At 48.0% G+C, this 21,567-nt stretch carries 21 protein-coding genes; 6 read left to right on the forward strand and 15 right to left on the reverse strand.

The window, feature by feature from the left end:
- Positions 1 to 142: 142 nt before the first annotated feature.
- The gene (locus AELLOGFF_RS16990; protein ID WP_200842772.1) at positions 143 to 646 is read right to left on the reverse strand and encodes a phasin family protein; all 504 of its coding nucleotides are present in this window, start codon (positions 644 to 646) and stop codon (positions 143 to 145) included.
- 182 nt (positions 647 to 828) lie between these two features.
- A complete protein-coding gene (locus AELLOGFF_RS16995) occupies positions 829 to 1,305 on the reverse strand; it encodes a hypothetical protein (RefSeq protein WP_159270198.1) in 477 nt (158 codons plus the stop codon).
- Positions 1,306 to 1,636: 331 nt separating this feature from the next.
- On the opposite strand from AELLOGFF_RS16995, the gene AELLOGFF_RS17000 reads away from it, so the two are divergent.
- Positions 1,637 to 2,452 (forward strand): alpha/beta fold hydrolase, encoded by an 816-nt coding sequence (locus tag AELLOGFF_RS17000; protein ID WP_159270199.1) that lies wholly within the window; start codon positions 1,637 to 1,639, stop codon positions 2,450 to 2,452.
- On the opposite strand, the gene AELLOGFF_RS17005 is transcribed toward AELLOGFF_RS17000, so the two are convergent.
- The 12 genes from AELLOGFF_RS17005 to AELLOGFF_RS17060 all read right to left on the reverse strand — a co-directional run bounded on the left by AELLOGFF_RS17005 (position 2,449) and on the right by AELLOGFF_RS17060 (position 14,589).
- On the reverse strand, positions 2,449 to 3,654 hold the full coding sequence (locus AELLOGFF_RS17005; protein ID WP_159270200.1) for a class I SAM-dependent methyltransferase: 1,206 nt from the start codon (positions 3,652 to 3,654) through the stop codon (positions 2,449 to 2,451). The genes AELLOGFF_RS17000 and AELLOGFF_RS17005 overlap by 4 nt on opposite strands.
- Before the next feature lie 123 nt (positions 3,655 to 3,777).
- Positions 3,778 to 5,328, reverse strand: a complete 1,551-nt coding sequence (locus AELLOGFF_RS17010; protein WP_159270201.1) for a phosphoenolpyruvate carboxykinase — start codon at positions 5,326 to 5,328, stop codon at positions 3,778 to 3,780.
- A 169-nt stretch (positions 5,329 to 5,497) separates the two neighbouring features.
- Positions 5,498 to 6,349 carry an Hsp33 family molecular chaperone HslO gene (gene hslO, locus AELLOGFF_RS17015; RefSeq protein WP_159270202.1) on the reverse strand — a complete coding sequence of 284 codons (852 nt, stop codon included), beginning with the start codon at positions 6,347 to 6,349 and terminating at the stop codon, positions 5,498 to 5,500.
- Positions 6,350 to 6,420: 71 nt separating this feature from the next.
- Positions 6,421 to 6,819, reverse strand: a complete 399-nt coding sequence (locus tag AELLOGFF_RS17020) for an RNA-binding S4 domain-containing protein (protein ID WP_159270203.1) — start codon at positions 6,817 to 6,819, stop codon at positions 6,421 to 6,423.
- Positions 6,820 to 6,864: 45 nt separating this feature from the next.
- Complete coding sequence (gene yrfG, locus AELLOGFF_RS17025) at positions 6,865 to 7,533, reverse strand: GMP/IMP nucleotidase (RefSeq protein ID WP_159270204.1); 669 nt, start codon at positions 7,531 to 7,533, stop codon at positions 6,865 to 6,867.
- 27 nt (positions 7,534 to 7,560) lie between these two features.
- Complete coding sequence (locus AELLOGFF_RS17030; protein ID WP_159270205.1) at positions 7,561 to 7,740, reverse strand: hypothetical protein; 180 nt, start codon at positions 7,738 to 7,740, stop codon at positions 7,561 to 7,563.
- A gap of 200 nt (positions 7,741 to 7,940) precedes the next feature.
- On the reverse strand, positions 7,941 to 9,167 hold the full coding sequence (locus tag AELLOGFF_RS17035) for an acyl-CoA dehydrogenase family protein (RefSeq protein ID WP_159270206.1): 1,227 nt from the start codon (positions 9,165 to 9,167) through the stop codon (positions 7,941 to 7,943).
- 29 nt (positions 9,168 to 9,196) lie between these two features.
- Entirely contained in the window at positions 9,197 to 10,282 is a 1,086-nt protein-coding gene (locus AELLOGFF_RS17040) for an acyl-CoA dehydrogenase family protein (protein ID WP_159270207.1), read from the reverse strand.
- Between the two features lie 141 nt (positions 10,283 to 10,423).
- The gene (locus AELLOGFF_RS17045; RefSeq protein ID WP_159270208.1) at positions 10,424 to 11,002 is read right to left on the reverse strand and encodes a TetR/AcrR family transcriptional regulator; all 579 of its coding nucleotides are present in this window, start codon (positions 11,000 to 11,002) and stop codon (positions 10,424 to 10,426) included.
- A 181-nt stretch (positions 11,003 to 11,183) separates the two neighbouring features.
- Positions 11,184 to 12,431, reverse strand: a complete 1,248-nt coding sequence (locus tag AELLOGFF_RS17050) for an SAM-dependent methyltransferase (RefSeq protein ID WP_159270209.1) — start codon at positions 12,429 to 12,431, stop codon at positions 11,184 to 11,186.
- A gap of 26 nt (positions 12,432 to 12,457) precedes the next feature.
- Positions 12,458 to 13,243, reverse strand: a complete 786-nt coding sequence (locus AELLOGFF_RS17055; protein WP_159270210.1) for a DUF1365 domain-containing protein — start codon at positions 13,241 to 13,243, stop codon at positions 12,458 to 12,460.
- Positions 13,240 to 14,589 (reverse strand): NAD(P)/FAD-dependent oxidoreductase, encoded by a 1,350-nt coding sequence (locus tag AELLOGFF_RS17060; protein WP_159270211.1) that lies wholly within the window; start codon positions 14,587 to 14,589, stop codon positions 13,240 to 13,242. Before AELLOGFF_RS17060 ends, AELLOGFF_RS17055 begins: the two co-directional genes overlap by 4 nt.
- A 106-nt stretch (positions 14,590 to 14,695) precedes the next feature.
- Between AELLOGFF_RS17060 and AELLOGFF_RS17065 the strand changes: the two genes are divergently transcribed.
- The 4 genes from AELLOGFF_RS17065 (at position 14,696) to AELLOGFF_RS17080 (ending at position 17,879) form a co-directional block, all read left to right on the forward strand.
- The gene (locus AELLOGFF_RS17065; protein WP_159270212.1) at positions 14,696 to 15,928 is read left to right on the forward strand and encodes an MFS transporter; all 1,233 of its coding nucleotides are present in this window, start codon (positions 14,696 to 14,698) and stop codon (positions 15,926 to 15,928) included.
- Positions 15,925 to 16,497: a chalcone isomerase family protein gene (locus AELLOGFF_RS17070; protein WP_159270213.1), complete on the forward strand. Its 573-nt coding sequence runs from the start codon at positions 15,925 to 15,927 to the stop codon at positions 16,495 to 16,497. Before AELLOGFF_RS17065 ends, AELLOGFF_RS17070 begins: the two co-directional genes overlap by 4 nt.
- A gap of 237 nt (positions 16,498 to 16,734) precedes the next feature.
- The gene (locus AELLOGFF_RS17075) at positions 16,735 to 17,562 is read left to right on the forward strand and encodes a mechanosensitive ion channel family protein (RefSeq protein WP_159270214.1); all 828 of its coding nucleotides are present in this window, start codon (positions 16,735 to 16,737) and stop codon (positions 17,560 to 17,562) included.
- Positions 17,562 to 17,879 carry a DUF7577 domain-containing protein gene (locus AELLOGFF_RS17080; protein WP_159270215.1) on the forward strand — a complete coding sequence of 106 codons (318 nt, stop codon included), beginning with the start codon at positions 17,562 to 17,564 and terminating at the stop codon, positions 17,877 to 17,879. The genes AELLOGFF_RS17075 and AELLOGFF_RS17080 overlap by 1 nt, the downstream gene beginning before the upstream one ends.
- 191 nt (positions 17,880 to 18,070) lie before the next feature.
- Here the strand turns inward: AELLOGFF_RS17080 and ilvD are convergent, their stop codons facing one another.
- Positions 18,071 to 19,912, reverse strand: coding sequence for a dihydroxy-acid dehydratase (ilvD, locus tag AELLOGFF_RS17085; protein WP_159270216.1), 1,842 nt, complete (start codon positions 19,910 to 19,912; stop codon positions 18,071 to 18,073).
- A 225-nt stretch (positions 19,913 to 20,137) separates the two neighbouring features.
- Between ilvD and AELLOGFF_RS17090 the strand changes: the two genes are divergently transcribed.
- Positions 20,138 to 21,262 (forward strand): mechanosensitive ion channel domain-containing protein, encoded by a 1,125-nt coding sequence (locus AELLOGFF_RS17090; protein ID WP_159270217.1) that lies wholly within the window; start codon positions 20,138 to 20,140, stop codon positions 21,260 to 21,262.
- The last annotated feature ends 305 nt before the right edge of the window (positions 21,263 to 21,567 follow it).

The following is a 21,567-nucleotide window of genomic DNA, read 5'->3' on the forward strand; positions in this document are numbered from 1 at the left end:
CGATGCCACAAGGTGCCATGAAGCGAGAGTGGTGTCTAGTCGTGATTAATTGCGAGTAAAACGTAAACAGCCTCCACCAATGTGACTTGGGGAGGCTGTATTAAGGCGTTTGAGTTGCCGCTTAGCGGCTAACTAGTTTGCCTTATTCTGCTTTAGCGGCTGCTTTTTTTGCAGGAGCTTTACGCGGAGCTTTTGCTTTTGGTGCGGCAGTTTTTGCTGCTGTGGCTTTGGTTGCCGGTGCTTTAGCTGCTGCAGGCTTGCTTGCCTTGGTTAGTGCATCAACTTTCTTGCTGAGTGCATCTAGTTTTTTCTCAAGGCGCTGCATGTCGTCGGCGCTAGCAGTGTGGCCGAAGCCAAGGCTAGAGCGCATTTTGCTGATGCGTTCTTCAATGGATACGGTTTTACCAATACTGGTAACTTCACCCAGCTTTTCACGAGCTTGAGTTTCAAGGCGAGTGCCTTTGTCGACCAAGTCTGTGAACAGACGAGGGGTTTCTTTACTGGCCTTTTCGTAGCGATCCTGTGCTTCGTCATACGCGCGGCCATAAGCGCCAAGGCCGGCAAGCCAAATGCTTTTTGCCAGTTCACTTGCCTGATTAGTCACTTCTTTAAGATCTTGCAGGCTTTTTTTACTGTCTTTGCTCATGGTGTTCTCCATTGCAAAATGGGTAATTGAAAATTTTGGCAAATACGCGGGGCAATATACCAACAAAAATAGGTTCTGCGCTCAGTTATGAAAAAAAGCACGATGGCCAAGTGGCGCATCGTGCGAAAGCATAGGTGAGATACAGACCTAGGATTGGATACCTGAAAGCAGGTATCGAATGCTTACGATGCAGTGGCTTCAGCTACCGCTTCAACTACTTCATCACTACTGCCTGAAACTTTGCCTTTCACTTTGTCAAAGTTTGCACGCAATGTTTTCATTTGACCTTCTACTGCAGCATTGCTTTCGCTTTTGAGCTCTTCAAATTTAGCGATAGCTTGTGCTTTAGTGTCGTTAAACTTGACGACGACTTGAGATTTGCTGCTTTCAATTTTGCTTGTTAACTGTGTTTTGCTTTCTTCAAACTTAGTTAGGGTGTCACTTTGTACTTTTTCACCACGAGCGACTAAGCTGTCAAATAATTCGTTGCGTTTGCTGTAAGCGTCTTTATATTTGCTTTCAGTTTCTTTTAACTTGGCTTCAGTTTGTTTCAGAAGGTCTTGGCTTTGCTCAAATACTTTGCCGGCTAGACCAAGATTAGCAAGAAATACGTCTTTTGCTATTGCACTGGCTTTTTCAATTTTACTTGCTTCGGTCATACTGAGGTCCTCATAGAAAATGTAAGGGCTTATGTAGTGCGTATTGGCACCTAACTCAGCCGAGAACGACATAAGCTCGCTGATTGATGGTTAGATTACGGATAAAAATTAGAAACCGCATACTAAAATCCTATTTGTCTTGGTGTATTCCCTTATTCTTACCGTTGGCTACTACTTGCTAGGGTGACAGATGATCAATCTTGATTGCGTCCATGACGTTATTAAGGTTATATAGCTGTTACCATATTTAGGCCTCAATGAGGTTTATCCCAACGGTGTGAGATGAGTGGCAGCTTCAGCAAGCACCGTTCTGGCAGATTAAGGGGAAATCATGGATAAAAATAATAATATGGATCGCGTCGCAAGCCTTGGAGCACCGAGCTTTTTCAGTACCGCCAAGGAATTACGAGTAATCTTTGAAATGTTAGCGATGGCATCGTTTCGGTCACGCCTAGATAAAATTAAGTGTGGTGATGGGCATCCCGTGGTTGTTGCGCCATCATTTATGACTGGCGATGGTGGCACAGCGGCGTTGCGTGGATTTTTACGGCGTTCTGGATTTGCGGGGTATGGCTGGGAGCAGGGTAGAAATACTGGGCTGCGAGAACAGACATATTTAGAGTATGAGCGCCATGTAAAGGATTTGGCGGCACGTCATTGCCGTAAAGTCAGCTTGGTGGGCTGGAGTCTCGGGGGTGTCTATGCGCGAACGGCAGCGCATAAAAACCCCGATATTGTCCGTCAGGTAATTACCTTGGGTTCACCCATTCATATTCCAGATATGAATGGTGTAACGGGGCCAGTTCTTAAGCTATATGAGGCCTTAAATCCAGGTGCAATGACTGACCCGATGCTGGAGTGGGGCGATTGTTGGCGTTCAGTTCCAGCAGTGCCGTCGACAGCGATTTACAGTGAAGGTGACGGTATTGTCGATTGGAATTTTTGCGTTGATAAGGAGCATAGTAGCCAAACCGAAAATTTACGGGTGCCGGGCAGCCATGTTGGTCTCACGCATAATCTCGCTGTGATGTATGCGATTGCAGACCGGTTGGCACAACGTGAAGGGCAGTGGCGCCCCTTTGATTTGACTGGTTTAAGAGGCCGCGTTTACGGCCGAACAGCGGCTATGACGCCGGCACAAGCTTAATGAGATTCGGATAAGAGTTGTTCTAGGCAATGCTCTTGGATACCGTAAAAGCGTTTTAGCTCGGCAATTTGCTCTAATATCGCGCTGTTGTTGCGTGGCTGCACGCGTTTTTGGGCCAGTATCATTTTGTTTTTATTAGTGTGTTCTAACGAAATAAACTCAAAAACTTGGGTGTCGTAGCCATTGGCTTCTAGTAGCAGTGCACGTAAACCGTCAGTGACCATTTCGGCCTCTTGGCCGAGGTGAATGCCGTGTTGTAGCAGCGGAGCCAGTATTGAGGGGCTTTTTAACTGAGGTCTTATTTGCTTGTGGCAACAGGGCGAGCACATAATGATATTGGCGCCACTGCGAATGCCCATATTGATGGCGTAATCGGTAGCGATGTCACAGGCGTGTAGCGCGATCATGATGTTAATATTCTGCGCGGCAAAATGCTGTACGTCACCCTGTTCAAATTTAATACCGCTGAGTTGTAAGTTGGCGGCGGTTTGGTTGCATAAATCGACTAGGTTTTGACGCAGTTCAACGCCGGTGACCCGGGGTTCTATCGCGAGGGTGTCGTTAAAATAATCGTGGATAGCAAAGGTGAGGTAGGCTTTTCCCGAGCCGAAGTCGGCAATATGAATATCTTGCTGAGTCGTGAGGCCAGTATTTTCGATAGCGCCAGATAATACTTCGATAAACTTATTAATTTGCTTCCACTTGCGAGACATGGCCGGAATGATTTGACCTTGCGCATCGGTAACGCCAAGGGCGGTTAAATAGGGCCGGTCTTGGTTAACAAAGCGGTGTTTCTTTCGGTTATGTGATAGCTGCTGTTCTGTCGTGTTGCCCGTGCCTTGGGCTTTTAGCTTATGTTCGCTAATCAGTGCTTTGCCCTTTTTGCTGAACCGCAATTGTATTTCTATGTGCTGGGTGACTAGGTGAGCATTTTTGTAGTCGCTTCCCAGCCATTGCGCAAGGAGGATATTCGATTCGTCTAGGTTGAGGTTTTTGGTGATGTGCTGTGTCTGATATTCGTATAAAAACGAAAGCAGTAGGGTGTCTTTTAGTAAGACGGGCCTGATGGTTACGCGTTTTAATTGCGGTTCATTACCCTGATATTTTGAGAGCACCAAGCGTTGCAAGGCATTGTCATTGAAGGCCTGCTGAAATTGTTTTAGAAAGTATTGGATTTCTTCAGGCTGGTTTGACGCTGACATGATTGATTGAAATTCTGTGTTGATAAACGTGGCGACAGTATAAAGCAATGGTGATGTATTTTGTTCTGGCGAAAAAAAGGGCAGCGTTTTGGCTGCCCTTCTTAATGCTTAGGTCTTTAGTGCTTAGGCTTTAGGGCCTGCAGCGACAATAGCATCAGATACATCAAACTTTTTGATGTTCTCTTGGAACATCTTCGCCAGTTTCCCTGCTTCGGTGTCGTAGGCGTCAATGTCTCCCCACGATTTACGTGGGTTGATGTACTTGGCGTCTACTCCGGGAATTGAAACCGGAATGCTCAGGTTCAATGCGTCGAGTGTTTCGGTTTCTGCGCCAATGAGTGCACCGCTTTGCGCTGCTGCCACAACCGCACGAGTTACTGGAATTGGGAATCGTGATCCGGTGCCACCTGCAGCTCCTGAGCCGCCAGTCCAACCTGTGTTGATAAGGTAAACCTGTGAGTCGAAATCTTCGATACGCTTCATTAGCAATTCAGCGTACTCACCGGCTGCACGAGGCATGAAGGGAGCACCAAAACAAGTAGAGAAGGTTGGGTGAATACCCGCTTCTGCGCCTAATTCGGTAGAGCCAACACGTGCGGTGTAGCCACTTAAGAAGTGAAAGGCTGCCGCTTCTTTCGAGAGAATCGAAATAGGAGGAATAACGCCTGACACGTCACAAGTAAGGAAGATAACGGTTTTAGGCTCGCCGGCAGCATTCTCAATAACGCGTTTTTCAACATTTTCGAGTGGGTAGCAGCAGCGACCGTTTTCGGTAAGGCTTGTATCGTCGTAATCAGCGTGACGGCTGTCATCGTCAATAACAACATTCTCTACGATAGAGCCGAAACGGATCGCATCCCAAATAATGGGTTCGTTTTTCTGGCTCAGGTTGATTGTTTTTGCGTAGCAACCACCTTCGATATTGAAGACGGAGCCTTTTGCCCAACCGTGTTCGTCGTCGCCAATTAGGTAGCAGCTAGGGTCTGCAGACAGGGTGGTTTTACCTGTGCCTGACAAGCCAAAGAATAAGGTGGTGTTGCCTTCTTCATCTACGTTTGCTGAGCAGTGCATCGGCATAACGTCTTTTTCAGGCAACAAGAAGTTCTGAACAGAGAACATCGCTTTTTTCATTTCGCCCGCATAACGCATGCCGGCAAGCAGTACTTTGCGCTGAGCAAAGTTGATAATAACGCAGCCGTCAGAGTTGGTGCCGTCACGCTCAGGATCACATACAAAGCCTGCGCAGTTGATAATTGTCCACTCTTCTTTGGCTTTTGGATTGTATTTGCTTGGGCGAACAAACATATTGCGACCAAACAAACCCTGCCATGCAGTTTGAGTGTTTACGACAACGGGGATGTAGTGATCTTCGTGAGCACCAACGTGCAGGTTAGAGACAAAGCTGTCTTGTTCTGCGAGGTAATCTTCTACGCGTGTCCACAATGCGTCGAATTTAGCAGCGTCAAAAGGACGGTTTACGCTAGTCCAATCGATAGAATCTGAGGTAGATGGCTCTTGAACAATGTAGCGGTCAGCGGGTGAGCGACCAGTGCGCTTGCCGGTAGTGACGACTAGAGCGCCAGTATCGGCTAGCCGGCCTTCGCCGCGGCTCAGCGCTTGTTCAATTAGTTGTGGCGGTGTTAAATCTTGGTAAGTCGTTGTTTCAGCACTCATTCTCTGTTTCCTGTCACGTAATCCTGAGAGCAGCCGTGGTCTAGCAGTGGGGTCGGGAGCAAATATGACCCCTAGTGGCCGGGTAATTTGGGGCGCCATTATTACAAAAAACTTATAGTAGCGCTAACTTTTGCTTATATTAAATCTGGGTTTGGGTATTTTTGCCGTCTTAATGTCGTGTGATGTCACTACTTTGGTTAAATAAAGCGGCGATGTCGGCGGGGCTAAATTGGTATAAGCGGTTGCAAAACTCGCAGTTGGTCTCTATTTGGCCGCGCTCTTGAATGATGTCGTCAAGTTCCGCTTGGCCAATAGACAGCAGAGCATTTTCAACGCGTTGGCGGCTACATTGACAGCGAGCGACCAAGGGTTTGGCTTCAAATAGTCGCACGGCATCTTGGTGATAGAGGCGGTAGAGTAAGGCATCGGCATCTAATGTGAGAAGTTCTTGGTTCTGAACGGTGTCGGCAATGGTGGTGAGGTGTTGCCAGCGATCTTTGTCGGGCGATTTGCTGGGTAATTCTTGTAACATAAGTCCGGCTGCACAATTGGCGTCTGCGCTAAGCCAGATACGGGTAGAAAGTTGCTCGCTTTGTTCAAAATAGGCTTCTAGGCAATGCGCTAAGCTGTCACCGTCTAAACTGACAATGCCTTGGTAACGTTTGCCGTGTTTGGGATCTATGGTCATCGCGAGCTGCCCGTTGCCAATCAGGGTACTAAAGTCGAGGCTCATGGCTTGGTTGGCATCGCGGGCAATGGCGCGTAGCTCCCGCTCTGAATTGGCTTCAGCCATAATTAAGGGGACTTCACCGTCGCCTCTTACTTGCAGTATTAATGAGCCTTCAAATTTGATGGTGGCGCTTAGCAGGCTTGCTGCAGCAAGGAATTCACCCAATAAATTTGCAACACCGGGTGGGTAGTGATGGATGCTGAGGATGTCTTGGTAGCTTTTTTCTAAGCGCACGTGTTCACCGCGAACTTCGGTATTGTCAAAAATAAAGCGGTTAATAGTGTCGCTCATGAGTGATTGGCTTCCGTTGTTAAAGGGGGCGAAATTATACGCGGTTTGGCTTTGATTATCTGTGGCTGAGCCTATTCACCGATACGCTGAAAGCGGTGAATTTGCCGGCGTTGCTTTTTATTGGGACGCTCGGAGTGGGCAAAGGCAGAACCGAGTGCTTTGCGGTCAGCGGCGTGTTGTTCACGTAGGGCAATACTGTCGGCGGTTTCTTCATATAACAGGGCTGCTTGGGGCGCGCCTCGACGCTGATCTGATAGCGCAAGGATGGTGACCGTTTTAGTGTCAAACCCCACTCGCACATTCAATTCGGCGCCGATTTGGACTTCTTTACTGACTTTACAGCGGTCACCATTGTATTGAACTTTGCCACCTTCGATGGCTTGTTTTGCCAGATTACGGGTTTTATAAAATCGCGCTGCCCATAGCCATTTGTCGAGTCGGATGCCGCTGTTAGAAGGTGATTGTGCCATAGCGTTTTCTATTCTGAGAGTGACTGATCAAGCTTAATGATAGCTTTAATTCGATGGTGGTGTAATCGGCAAAATTTCAGCAAAACTGAGCACCGCAGGGTAAGGCAGAGTATCACGCAGGGCTTGTTTGCTATCGGGTTGACGCAGCGTGAGCAAGTGGCGAATCCCAAAGGCTGCAGCAGAATCTAAAACGCTGGTGGTGTCGTCGACCAACAGGGTGCGTTCAGGATTGAAGTGCCAGCGCTGTTGAAGCTGCTGCCAAAAAGCGGGATCTTCTTTGGGCTTACCAAATTCATGCGAGCTCACCATCTTGGTGATGTGTTGGCCAAGGTCGGTGTATTCTAATTTGAGGTCGAGGCTACCACGGTGCGCGTTTGTGACTAGCCAGATATTGCAGTGGCTGTCGTTCAGGGCGCTAAGAAAAGCTTTGGTACTGGGGTGTGGTGCGATTAAGTGGGCTACTTCGCGCTTGAGGGCAACAATATCTACCTTGAGCTGCTCGGACCAGTAATCAAGGCAATACCAATTTAAGGAGCCTTTTTCTGCCATTATGCGATTAAGTAAGTCTTCACTAATATGGCTGGGGTCGCCACCGTGGATGTCGGCATAACGGCGAGGTAAATGCTGGGTCCAGAAAAAATTATCGTAGTGTAAGTCTAGCAGGGTGCCATCCATATCAAGGAGGACGGTATCTATTGCTTGCCAGTCAATCATAAGGTGCCATACTTAATGGCACAGGGTTTAACTACCTACCCGTGCCGGGTTGAATTTGGTGCTGACCGCATCACGCATTTCGATGATTTCAGCATAGTTAACGTTTAACCACCACTCGGCGCGATTGCTGCCATATTGGCTTATCGAGTTTAGATTGCGACGCATTTCTTGAAAAATAACCCCGTCTTTTTTGCCTGCACCGTTCATTTGTTTACCCTCGTGCTTGTCTTAGTTCCTAAGAACTTGGTGTCGAGGAATCAAAGTACTGAGAGCGGCGTGGATGCAGTATAGGGAAAACCCCTTACTGAGTGAACCCGCGTGTTTAAACTGTGAACAGCGTACGGTTTTAGTGTGTCACAGCAGCAGCTAATCTTAGGTTTTTAGTTAGGATTAGCTGTGCTGAGGTGCTAGCGGCTTTGATTGCCGCTCGGAATTTCATTGAATGCGAGGCCTTTATCTGCTCGGGGTTCCTGGGGGAGGCCAAGCACTTGTTCGGCAATGACGTTACGCATAACTTCATCGGTACCGCCTGCCAAGCGAATGCCCGGAGAGAATAAGACGGTTTTTTGGAAATGAGCTTGTTGTTCTGCCAAATTGGGGTCGCTGATGACACCGGCGTCGCCCATTAATTGAATGGCGTAGTTGGAAATGTCTTGGTTCATCACGGCACCGACGAGCTTGCCCAGTGCGGCTTCGGCGCCGGGCATGCCGCCCTGAGCCACGGCGGTGAGCATCCGGTTGGTAGCGGCTTTTATACCTGCGTGTTTGTAATACCACTCGGCGAGATGCTCGCGAACAGCAGGGTTTGCGCTGATGGGTTCGCCGTCGATGTGCAGGCCTTTTACGAGCTGTAAAAATTCGGGGAAACCATCGGGTTGTACACCGGCAATGGCCAAGCGCTCGTTCATCAAAACTAGCAGAGCCGCTCCCCAGCCACCGCCGACTTCTCCCAAGCGGTAAGCGTCTGGGATCACGGCGTTGTTGAAAAATACCTCGTTGAAATGAGCGCCGCCGTCCATTTGTTTTATGGGCTTAACTTCAACCCCGGGTTGATTCATGTCGATAAAAAACATGGTCATGCCGCGATACTTCGAGATACTTGGATCGGTACGGCATAAGATGACCCCGTAATCTGAGTGTTGAGCGCCAGATGTCCAAATTTTTTGGCCGTTGATTATCCAGTTGTCGCCATCGGGCACCGCGCTTGTTCGCAGCCCTGCCACGTCAGAACCGGCGCTGGGCTCAGAAAACATTTGACACCATACCGACTCGGCACTTGCCATTGGGGGCAGCAGCGCTAGCTTTTGTTCTTCGCTAGCAAAATGCATCAATGCTGGCCCGCAATTGCCAATCCCAATTACAAAATAACCATCGGGTTCGGCATAGTTTGCAACTTCCTGCGCCCAAATAACTTTGTGAATATCACTGAGGCCTGCGCCGCCATATTGTTTGGGCCAGTTGAGGCATGCATAGCCAGCATCGGCGACTTTTTTATACCATGCTTTCGCATCTTGATAGGCTTCTGATTGCGCTTTGCGGCCGCTGTTTGCAGATTTGGGGCGGGCGTTATTCTGAAGCCATTGACGTATTTCGGCGCGAAATTCGGCCTGCTCAGGTGAGTCTTTAAAATCCATGGGTTTTCCTTAGCAAAGTTAGCGGCCAATCAAGAAGCGAGGAGTCGGTCTACCAACGCATTTTTCCAGTGAGGGTTGCCCCCCAGCAGGGTTGAGAGTGATTGTGCGCGGCGATAATAAAGGTGGCAGTCGAATTCCCAGGTAAACCCCATACCGCCGTGAGCTTGAATATTCTCTTTGCTGCACAGGTAAAACGCATCTATGGCGCTAACGCGTGCGGTGGCAGCGGCAAGCGCGAGCTCAGGGGCTTTAGCGGAGAGCGCCCAAGCGCCGTAATACGCATTGGATTTTGCTAATTCTTTTGCCACAAACATGTCTGCTAATTTATGTTTGATGGCCTGAAACGACGCGACTTGGCGACCAAAGGCATAGCGGTCAGTGGTGTACGCTTTTGCTGTTTCTATGGCTGCTTCACAGCCGCCTACTTGCTCAAACGATAGTAATACCGCGACATGATCAAAGACCTGCTCTACAGCTTGTAAGGCGGGCATTTCGCCATCTAGGTGTGTGACGGGGGTGTTGTTAAAAACAAGTTCAGCGCGGGGAAGGCTTGGATCTAGGTTGTCTTGATTACGGCGAGTGACGCTACTGTGTTTGAGGTCAACCCAATAAAGAGCGGTTTCGTTATGTTCATTAGTTGCGGTAACAATGGCATTATCGGCGATCATGCCATGTAAAACCGTATTTTTATTACCACTTAAATGCTTTTCTCTGACTTGGCAGGAGCCTGAGTTTGCACCTACGGCAGCGGTACTGATGATGTCACCGCTGGCTAAGGTTGGCAGCCAATCGGCTTGTTGTTGTTCTGATGCGGCGATTTTGATGAGCTCGGTGCCAAGGTATACCGATGCAATGAAGGGGGTTGGTGCGATGGCGCGCCCTAATTCCATCGCGATAACACACAGTTCAAGATAACCAAGGCCAAGACCACCATGTTCTTCGGCAATGGCAATAGCGGGCCAGCCGAGATCAATCATTTGCTTCCAGAGTTTGCTGTCAAACTCGGCGCTGCCTTCCAATACGGCCCGCACTACAGATGGGCTGCATTCTTTGCTGAGCATTAAGCGCGCTTGTTCTTGGATGTTTTTCTGGTCTCCAGAAAAATCGAAATTCATGCCTATCTCCTGAGCATTTCACCATCATACGGGCAGTATGAGTATGCTCAGCAGCTTATGGCTATGTTTGCTAAGTCTCAATGACAAAACGGACCAAGCGTATAGCCGATTAGGCCAGTGCGGGTGTGATACCCGCAGGGTTTAGAGTGACAGCGCAAGCAAACTAGCTTTGAAACGCTCTTTGGTGGTGGGGATTTGCCGGTAGGACAAAACAAGGCGCCCTACAATTTGGATCAGGTCGTCAATGTTAACATTGCGGCCATTGCGCTCGTTATAGCCATCTAGGGGATCTTTTAATAAGTCGCGCCAGTAAGCGTCGGACTCATCGTTATCGATATGGGGTGATGCCTCGGCGGCATTGGCACCAGACACTAAATCTAATTTTCCCGCTTCAGGTGGTTTGTAACTGGCGGCGAACCAGATACATTCTTGTAGCATCAGTGGAAAATTATTGTCATAGAGTTTGGCGACATCAAAAACTTTGGAAAACATACGCTGGCGTTCAATGTCGATTAACGCAGCAATGATGTCTGATTTACCGTTAAAGTATCGATATACCGTACGTCTTGTCACATTGGCAACTTTGGCGATGTCTTCTATCGTTGTCGACTTTATGCCTTTAGTGATGAAGCAATCTACCGCAGATTTAAGGAGAATTTTCTTTCCGGTATCGAGGTCGTCAACTCTAGCTCCATTTCCCCAGCGCTTGTTTGTTTTCATTCCCGTGTACCTTTTACTCAATGTCCATTGTCACCATCTTACCATGTTGTAACCTTGTGTTTGAGATTACAGCGCCCTTATTTGATAGGGGATTGTACGTATCTTTGGGTGTTTTTAAGGGATAAGGTTCAATCCTGTGCCGCACTGGCACAGAGAGTTGGGGCTGTAAGTGGTTAGGTGCTTATTGATTTGGCAGGGGCTTTTCTAGCACAAATTGGTAAACATCTATGGAGTTAGCGCGAAAGCCGCCTTCACAATAACTCAGGTAGTAGTGCCACATCCGCTGAAAGCGTTTATCAAAGCCCAACGGGGCAATTTCTTCCCAGCGATGATGAAATACATCATTCCATTCACGCAATGTGCGTGCGTAACCTAAGCCAAACGCTTCTTCATCATCTACCTTTAACCCTGCGAGTTTAGCTTGCTCACGAAAGATGTCGGGAGTGGGCAGCATGCCGCCGGGGAAAATATAGGTTTGGATGAAGTCTGGGTTGCTTCGGTATTGTTCAAAGCGCTGGTCTTCGATAGTAATTATTTGGATAGAGGCCTTACCACCTGGTTTGAGGCGATCAAATACGGTGCTGAAATACGTTGGCCAATATTTTTCACCGACGGCTTCAAGCATTTCTATAGAGACAATATGGTCATATTCGCCGGTGGTGTCGCGGTAATCTGTAAGGCTAAATTCGGCCGTGCCAAGGGTTTGGGTGTTAGCTAAGCGCTGTTGGGCAAATTCTAGCTGTCTTTCAGACAGCGTAATGCCATGTAGTGATACGTTTTTCTGGCTACATACCTGCTCTGCAAAGCCGCCCCAACCACAGCCAACTTCAAGAATACGGTCGCCATCTTGAATATTGAGTAAATCGATAATGCGCTGGTATTTTGCGTATTGAGCTTGGGCGAGTGTTTGCTGATCAGAGCTATAGTAGGCGGCTGAGTAAGTCATGCTAGGGTCTAGCCACTGCTGGTAAAACTCGTTACCAAGGTCATAGTGATAGGAAATATTACGCCGACTGCCGCGCTTGCTATTGGCATTGCGCTGATGTCGCCACTTTTGGAAAAGGCCTTCTAATTTTCCGCTGTCGAGCATCCCCTCAAAATGCGTTTCATTGATGGCTATCCACTCCACCAGCATGGCAAGGTCAGGGCTGTCCCAGTCACCGTCTATATAGGCTTCACTCCAACCAACAGAGCCGCCAGTAATGGCTTTACGTACCGGTTTCCAGTTGTGTAGCACAATGACCGGGTTGAAGTGTTCGCAGGGATGCTCGCCCAATTCAATACTGTTGCCATTGGGAAGGGTGAGACGCAAAACCCCTTGGGCTGCATGGGATAAAGGTGCGAGGGCTTTGGTCACCATTTGCTGTTGGCGCCTTGCCCACCAGCCGGTATCTACATTATTTACCAGAGCCGCAGTGGCAGTTTTCATAGTTGACCCTTTGTTTGTTATGGCATTTATTGGTCAATACGTGAAATTGAAGACTTTGGTTCAGGAGAGCGGGGCACTATTTTTACTCCTTTGATAAAAAGTCGTAGTGCCTCCCAGTGTATACCCAAAACAGCTTTAATGGTCATAAGCGGAAGGGAAAGGAGGTTTTTCACTAGTTCGCGGTCTGAGAATGGTCGGCGTTTGCCGCGAAAAACGGCGTGTAACAGCGCTTTACCTTGCTCGGTCTCGCGAATGGCCAAGGCAATATTTTTGCCTGGTAAGTGCATTCGGAAGTGGTATCGAGCCGTCATGGGGATAAACGGCGATACGTAAAATTGTTTATCGCATTGCTGGCGAATTATGCCTTTATGCTGGTCGCTATCAGAGACGGGAATTAAATAGCTGTGTCGCTGTTTAAAGGTGTTGCTGACCTCATAGAGAATAGCAAAGAGCTGCTGATTCTCTTTGTAGCAGTAATACACGCTGAGAGGGTTAAAGGTGAAACCCAAAATACGCGGGTAGCAAAGCAGTGTCGCGCTATGCAACCTGTCATTAACTCCATTCTCACGCAGGGTTCTTTCTAGGTATTGGCGAGGTGCTTCGCCGCTTTTATCACCAACATCTCGGTGATAAAAGCTAAAGAAATTAAATTTATTGATAGAAAATAGTTTGCAGTGTTGCTCGGTTTCACTCAGCGCGTCGAGATCAAAAAGAAAGCTGCTCATGCGGTATACAAAGCGATGTTTGCGAGGGGAAAAACGGTGATGCATCACCTCGCCGCTGTAAATTGCAGAGCGGTTCTCTGCGCTCATGCGGCAACGGTTAGCGAACTTGTTGGCTGCACATGTATGCGCCCGTTAGCATTTTCTGCATGCCATGGCCGTGCCGCTCCACCTAGCTGTTCTGCAACGGCTAAGCCAGATTGAATGCCGTCTTCATGGAAGCCATAACCAAAATAGCTGCCACAAAACCAGGTTCTTTGCGTTCCTTGTATACTCCAGAGGTGTTTTTGGGCATTGAGTGCTGCCTCATCAAACACGGGGTGTTGGTAGCTAAACTGTTTATAAACAAGTGGCCTTCTTGGTTGTTGCAGAGGATTAAGGGTAACGATAATTGGCTCTGAACAAGGAAGGTGTTGCAGTGAATTCATCCAGTAACTAACAGAGACTTTGCTGTTCTGCTGTTGATTGTCTGCCAGGTAATTCCAGCTTGACCAGACTTCGCCGAGTACCGGCATCAGTTTTTCATCGCGGTGCAAAAAGGCATCGTTCTGCTCGTAAGAGAAGGCGCCAAGAAGACGTTTTTCGTCTTTGCTTGGGTCGTCGAGTATCGCCAAAGACTGGTCGGCGTGGCCAGCCATAACAAGCTGGTCAAAGCGATGTTGGTCGCCGTTTTGATCGGTGATGATAACGTGATCGTGAAAGCGCTTGACCTTGCTCGCTTTGGTGTTAAGGCGTATCTCGCCAGCAAAATCCTGGGTCATGCGTTTAATGTATTCTCGTGACCCACCCACAACGGTTTGCCATTGTGGTCGTTCATTCACTTGTAGAAGTCCGTGGTTATCGCAAAAGCGCAGAAAGGTTTTTGCAGGATAGGCCATGAACTTTTCTACTGGCGTAGACCAAATTGCGGCTCCCATGGGGAGTAAATGATCTTCGCAAAATCCGGGGCCAAATTTTTCGCGCTCTAGCAACTCTCCAAGCGACATGTCGTCGGGTAATGATTGCAACCAGTCGGCGCTGTTTTTGTAAAAACGCAGCAGATCTTTAATCATTCGCCAAAACCGAGGGCGCAATAAATTGCGTTTTTGGGCAAACAGGGTCGAGATAGAATTTGAACCGCTGTATTCCAAGCGTCCCCGATCAAGTGACACGCCAAAGGACATATCAGTGCTTTGATATCTTACGCCTAGCTCTTTAAATAGAGCGACTAAATTTGGGTAGCAACGCTCATTAAATACAATAAAGCCCGTATCAACTGCGATTGTACCGGCGGTAGTTTGAATGTCTACGGTGTTGGTGTGGCCGCCTAAACGTGAGTCTTGCTCAAAAATAGTGACGTTGTGATTTTTACTCAGCAGCCATGCGCTGCTAAGCCCAGCAATGCCTGAGCCAATAACGGCAATATTGAGTGGTTTTTTATGTGATAAGTTTTGCATATGTACTTCTGTGATCTCAGCGTGTGCTTATTACGTATCTATACTTAGATCAGATCATCGTTCCAGATACTGATTAAGGCTGTTTTTCTTTCTTTCGGAGTCCACTGTGTCAACTCCTGTCCGATATTGGCGACTTTTTTGTTATTCACTGCCGGGTATTCCACTAGCGGCTTTGGGTCTTCCATTCTATATTTACGCTCCTTTGTGGCTGGCTGAACAAGGTGGTTATGGCTATAGCCTTGTTGGCCTTATCTTCTTTGTGGCCCGCATTGGTGACGTCCTCAGTGATTTACCGGTAGGAGTTTGGGTAGATCGCCGTGGAAGCCATCGTTGGTTTTGGTTAAGCGCATGGGGCACGGTTGCATTAAGTGTCATGCTGCTAACGCTGATTCCTCACCCGTGGTCACCGCTGATGTTGGGCTTGGTGCTCGTACTTCTCATGTTGGGCTGGACGGGTATTACTGTACCTTGGTTAGCGCTTCCTGTGAACCTATCTCGCCATAACATAGATCGATTACGTTATAACAGCAGTCGTGAGGCGATGTTGTTGATTGGTACTTTGGCCGCAATGCTTGTACCGGCAATGGTGCCGGCGTCGGCTCTGCCGCCAATCTTGGTTTTATTGTTATTGGTGCTGGTGATTGCGGTTTATTTACAGGGGAGTCAGAAACCGCTAGGGGCGAGTGATAACTCACTGAGTTACAAGATTTTATTGTCTGATCCACGAGTTAGAAATTTGGCGCTGCCGTGGTTTTTAAATATGTTAGCGAATGCTATTCCTGGCACAGTGCTTATATTATTTATGAGGGAAGTATTGCATGCAGAGAGCGAGCTTCCCCTTGTTCTGATTTGTTATTTTGCCGCGGGTTTAGTGGGTGTGCCGTTCTGGTATTTCTTGGCTAACCGTATTGGCAATCTACAGGCTTGGCGAATTGGTTTATGCAGCTCAGCGTTGCTGTTTAGCTTAGCTGCATTTTTGGGTGACGGTGATGTTTATTGGTTTGTCGTCATCAGTATTGGCACCGGTTTGGCGCTGGGTGCTGACCAAGCATTGCCATCAGTAATGCAAACAGGATTGGCACAGACCTTGTCAGCCGAGCGCGGAGGGGCCGATGTTGCTGCGCGAATGTTTGCCCTTTGGAGTATGTTAAGTAAGGCGGCTATGGGTGTGGCGGTTGGAGTTTCATATTTATGGCTGGGTAATCAGCTTGATGCACTTATTCCTCCTGCGTGGGCAATCAGTAGCGTTTATATTTTGGCGCCAGTGATATTAAAGTTATTGGTTTTTGTGTTGCTGGGGCGTCAGTCAATCGCGTTAGCTCATGAGGAAGTGAAATGATGTTAGACATATTATATTATTTACGGAAAATGTTTTATGTAGGATTGCTATTGATAGCGAGTTTACACGCGACAGTATTGGTGGCCGAAGAAAGCTGGCAGACAGTGAGTAAAGAAAGTTTTAGTTTGTTGTGGAAAGAAATTACTGAAACCCGTTTGCAAGTAGACCGGCAGCAAGCTAGGCCTGTATCCGGCAATATTCTCTCTCCAGATTATGCAAAGCAGATTATTATTGAATATAAAGTGGGTGTTTCGGCGGAACGTTTTCAAAGTTTGACCATGAAGGCGCTAACCGAGGCCTTTACAGAAACGGAGCTTCGCACAGCAATGGATGATATTGTGCTGTTTTGTACTTGGTATCAGGATATTTCCAAGGGTGATCAATATCGTCTTTCGTGGCGGCCTAATACAGGTTTAACCCTGTATTTAAACGAAGACCCCTTGGGTGTCATTCGTGATTCAGAATCGGCAATGCTAATTTTGAGTGTTTGGTTAGGTCGAGCTGCCGTCAGTGAATCCCAGCGAGATACCATGTTGGCGGCATGGCAAAAATCTTTCAATTATAAGTAGTGAATGCGAGTCTAGCTGGTTCAATGTTAGCTACCCTGAAGAAATAACAGTTTGCTTGGTGTTTGTTTTCCTTTTGATTGTTTTTTCGTGCAATTCAGCGGCAAAAGCCTATATTCAATAATTAATAAGGCTAAAAATTGGCCGTGTATTGAGGGCGCCATCATCACACTCGACAGTTTCTTTTTATCTTTAAATAGCTACCTTTCATTTCCTTTGATCAGTTTGGGCAAGAGCCCGGTGACCTTAGGCACTTTACTTACTGGTTGTGTGGTAGTTGGTGTTGCAATGGTGGCTTCGCGGGTATTACGCGGTAGTTTGCGTTCAGTTGCTCAGCGTCGCACAGCATTTTCTAGTAGTATTCTTTATACCATAGAGCGACTTATCCACTACGTTGTCTTGTGCATTGGTGCGGTGATTGCTTTGTCGGTGGTGGGTATTGATTTTAGCAAGCTGGCCTTGGTCGCATCGGCGTTATCGGTGGGAATAGGTTTTGGCTTGCAGGCTATTTTTAGTAATTTTGTGTCGGGCTTAATTATCTTGGTAGAGCGGGCGCTAAAGGTAGGCGATTATGTGCAACTTGAAAGCGGCGTGATTGGGGTAGTAACAGAAATAACAGTGAGGGCAACAATCATAACAACCTTAGAAAATGCTGAGGTGATTGTGCCAAACTCCGAGTTTGTTAATGGCAAAGTGACGAATTGGACCCACACGAATAATTACTGCCGCCTGCGTATTCCTTTTGGTGTGGCTTACGGCACGGATAAAGATCGGATGCGAGACGTGGTGTTGGCCGCCATTGGCGAGCTTCCCCAAACCTTGTTGGATTTTCCGGGCCGATCGCCCTCAGTTATTATGAAAGGTTTCGGTGACTCAAGTTTAGATTTTGAATTATTGGTGTGGGTAAAGCCCGAGTATGCGGCACAGCAGAGTGGCACACGGTCTGCTTTTTTGTGGACTATTGATACTGCTTTGGTTGATGCCGGTATTGTGGTGCCTTTTCCACAACGGGATTTACATATTGTCTCCGACTATAAAGATCAAGCAATACGCGATAGTGAGGGGTGATGACGCTGCACAAGGTATTTACAAACCAAAACTTAACCATGGTTGTGAATGTTCAAAACCTACTTTTGACCCATGGTATCTCGACGGAGTTGCGCAATGTCTACGCCAGTGGTGCAAGTGGGAGCTTGGCATTCACAGAGGTTTGGCCTGAACTTTGGATTGAGCCTAAGGATGTGATTTGCGCTGAGGCTGTATTGCAAGATTTTCATCAACAAGCGGATGTCACGTGGGTTTGTGCAGAGTGTAAAGAGGAGAATCCTGCTAGCTTTGATTATTGCTGGAATTGCGGTCAAGGCTCGCCTAGCGTAGAAGATTAGATGCTGCTGGGCAAGATGGAGAAGTGTAACCCTAGGGGTAAATCCGTATTAATATCCAATGACGTTATTGCTATGGTGAAAGGGATGCTTTCCTTTTCAGTAGAATTTGGAATGGGTTTTGTCTTCTGTTGCGTGAAGATACAACCAGATTTATGGGGCCTTACGGCCCCTTTTTTATGCCAAAAATTTGCTTATAGCTGGCTAATATCCCGTACTGCGCCCTTGTCGGCACTGGTTGCCATTTTGGCATAAGCTTTTAGGGCTGCAGATACTTTGCGTGGACGTTCTTTTATAGGCTTCCAACCATCAGCACCTTTTGCATCCATGGCTTTGCGGCGTTTATTGAGCTCGCCCTCATCGACCAAGACATTAATGCCGCGATTGGGGATGTCGATACGAATAATGTCGCCCTGCTCAACAAGGCCAATAGCGCCACCGGCTGCTGCCTCTGGTGATGCGTGACCAATCGATAAGCCAGAGGTGCCTCCAGAGAAACGGCCATCTGTTAATAGGGCGCAAACTTTGCCCAAGCCCTTAGATTTTATGTAGCTGGTTGGATATAGCATTTCCTGCATACCGGGCCCACCTTTGGGGCCTTCGTAGCGGACAATCACAACATCACCGGCTTTAACGCGATCGTGAAGAATATCGTCAACCGCGCCTTCTTGGCTTTCACAAATATGCGCAGGCCCTTCAAATACCAAAATGCTTTCGTCAACACCAGAGGTTTTGACCACGCAGCCGTCTTCGGCGATATTGCCAAATAACACCGCTAAGCCGCCTTCGGTAGAAAAGGCATGTTCGAGTGAGCGAATACAGCCGTTTTCGCGGTCGGCATCAAGCGAACCCCACCGAGTATCTTGGCTAAAGGCAGTTTGTGTGGGAATGCCTGCAGGGCCGGCTTTGAAGAAATTCTTCACCGCGTCGTTATCTGTCGACATGATGTCCCATTGCGCCAATGCCGCGCCCATTGTGCTGGCATGAACGGTAGGCAGGCTGGTGTCTAAAAGACCCGCGCGATCAAGCTCACCAAGAATACCCATTACGCCACCGGCTCTATGAACATCTTCCATATGGTAGAGCGGAGTATTGGGTGCGACTTTGCACAACTGCGGGACTTCGCGAGATAGCTTGTCGATATCATGCAGAGTGTAGTTGAGCTCAGCTTCTTGTGCGGCGGCTAGCAAATGTAAAATGGTGTTGGTCGAGCCGCCCATGGCAATATCTAAGGCCATGGCATTTTGAAACGCGCTGTGTGAGGCAATATTGCGGGGCAATACTGTGTCATCGTCTTCTTCGTAGTAGCGTTTGGTGATTTCGACAACACGTCGGCCAGCTTCTAAAAAGAGTTTTTTACGATCCGCGTGGGTGGCCAGCAATGACCCGTTACCCGGCAATGATAGGCCAAGGGCTTCGGTCAGGCAGTTCATTGAGTTAGCGGTGAACATACCAGAACATGAACCACAGGTTGGGCATGCTGAACGCTCGTATTCCGCTACTTTCTCGTCAGATGCGCTATCGTCTACCGCGATAACCATGGCATCCACAAGATCGAGCTTGTTCTCAGAAAGCTTGGTTTTGCCGGCTTCCATGGGGCCGCCAGACACGAAAATCACGGGGATGTTAAGCCGCAGGGCTGCCATCAACATACCCGGGGTGATTTTGTCGCAGTTAGAAATACACACCATGGCGTCGGCGCAGTGTGCATTAACCATATACTCAACAGAGTCGGCGATAATGTCTCGGCTAGGCAAGCTGTAAAGCATACCGTCGTGGCCCATGGCGATGCCATCATCAACCGCAATGGTATTGAACTCTTTGGCAACGCCGCCGGCTTCTTCGATTTCGCGGGCAACTAATTGGCCCATATCTTTTAGGTGTACGTGGCCGGGAACAAATTGAGTAAAAGAGTTAACCACGGCGATAATGGGTTTTTCAAAATCACCGTCGGTCATGCCAGTAGCGCGCCACAACGCGCGCGCGCCCGCCATATTGCGGCCGCCGGTAGTGGTTTTGGAACGATAAACAGGCATAAATAATCCTCGTTGGCAGTGGCCAAACCCTATCTTGCAAATAAACTAAAGTGCGCTAGTTTAACACAGCGTATGGGGTCGTCGCACAAGGTAAAACACAGGGTATTTATAGCAGTTATGCGCTAATCTGCGTACAAGAGGTGGCAGCTTACTTTGGCAGAGAGGCCGTTAAGGGGCGCAGAGCCGATTTTGTCAGTTAAAAACACATCCTAACTGGAGTTAATAATGGATGAAGCATTAGGCGTAGTGAATAGCGTCTCACCGGACTGGCTAGGTGAGTGGGGGCCGTTCGCGGTGCTCATGATCATTTTATTTGGTGTCTGGTTGTTCATCCGCAAGCTATTTGCGGTTCAAAAAGATCATGGCGCAGATATTCGTTACCGGGAGCAGGGCACCAAATTGGTGTTCCGGCTCAGTGGCGTTTTACTCACAATAACAACCTTCCCCATGGACAGCGAGCTGCGGGGGCAGTTATTAAGTTTGGTCGGTTTGCTGCTCAGTGCGGCCATTGCCTTGTCGTCAACCTCCGTCATGGGCAACTTAATGGCGGGTTTTATGTTGCGCACGGTGAATAGCTTTCGCGCTGGCGACTATATTGAATTTCGTAACGAGCTGGGCCGCGTCTCGCAACGAGGTTTGTTGCACGTAGAATTTCAGAATGAAACCAGTGAGCTAGTCACTGTGCCAAATTTACTGTTAGTACAGGAACCCTATAATGTTGTGCGCTCTTCCGGTACGGTGGTGTCAGCCGAGGTCTCGCTGGGTTATGACGTAGATCGCCGCGATATAGAAGCCGCCTTGTTACTGGCCATTGAAGCGGCGGAATTGGACGATGGTTTTGTGCAAATACGTGATCTTGGGGACTTCTCGGTGATGTACCGCGCAAGCGGTTGGTTGAAGGAAGCCGGTTTGTTGGTAAGTGCACGATCTCGCCTACGGGGCAGAATGTTAGATGCATTGCATGAGGCGGGAATTGAAATTGTATCGCCATCATTTATGAATCAACGGCCGCTGCCGTCTGATTTACAGTTCATCCCAAAACGAAAGAAAATTAGACACCCAGAAGAAGATAAAAACGGACACGCCGAAGAAATCTTGTTTAGCAAAGCCGAAGTAGCCAGCGCGGTAGAAAATCTAGAATCAAAAATTAAAAAACTAAAAGAAACATTAAAAGCAGAGCCAGACGAAAGTGGCGAAGAGGTAGATCGCGACGCGGTAAAAGTAGAGCTTTCTCTTTTAACGGCAGAGTTAGAAAAAGCGCGGGAAACTGCCAAAGAAGAAGCGGCTAGAGATCGTCATGGAAAAGAGGATGACGATGACGAGGTTAATGACGCGGAGAAGAAAAAATAGGGCGGTTGTTTTAAGGTAGTAGTTGGTTTTTTTGTAGCCTTCTTAGCAAGGCCTGCGCTCGCATTTGTTTTACTGGCGAGGGTGTAAGCGTATCAATGACCATGACCCTATTGATGCGGTGGAGGATGGTTTGTGTGTTTTCTATGGCCAACTGGTTTGATCATTGAAGCCTGATTGGTCTTGCAGTTTGTTGATTAAGGCTTCTTTAAAATTTTGCATAGGTTTATCACTAGTCAGATATAAATTTTTATAACGAAGATAAGTGCCTTAAATAATGTTGATCCACTATCCCAGAGAGAGGGTAT

Source organism: Zhongshania aliphaticivorans (genome assembly GCF_902705875.1).
Classification (GTDB): Bacteria; Pseudomonadota; Gammaproteobacteria; order Pseudomonadales; family Spongiibacteraceae; genus Spongiibacter; species Spongiibacter aliphaticivorans_A.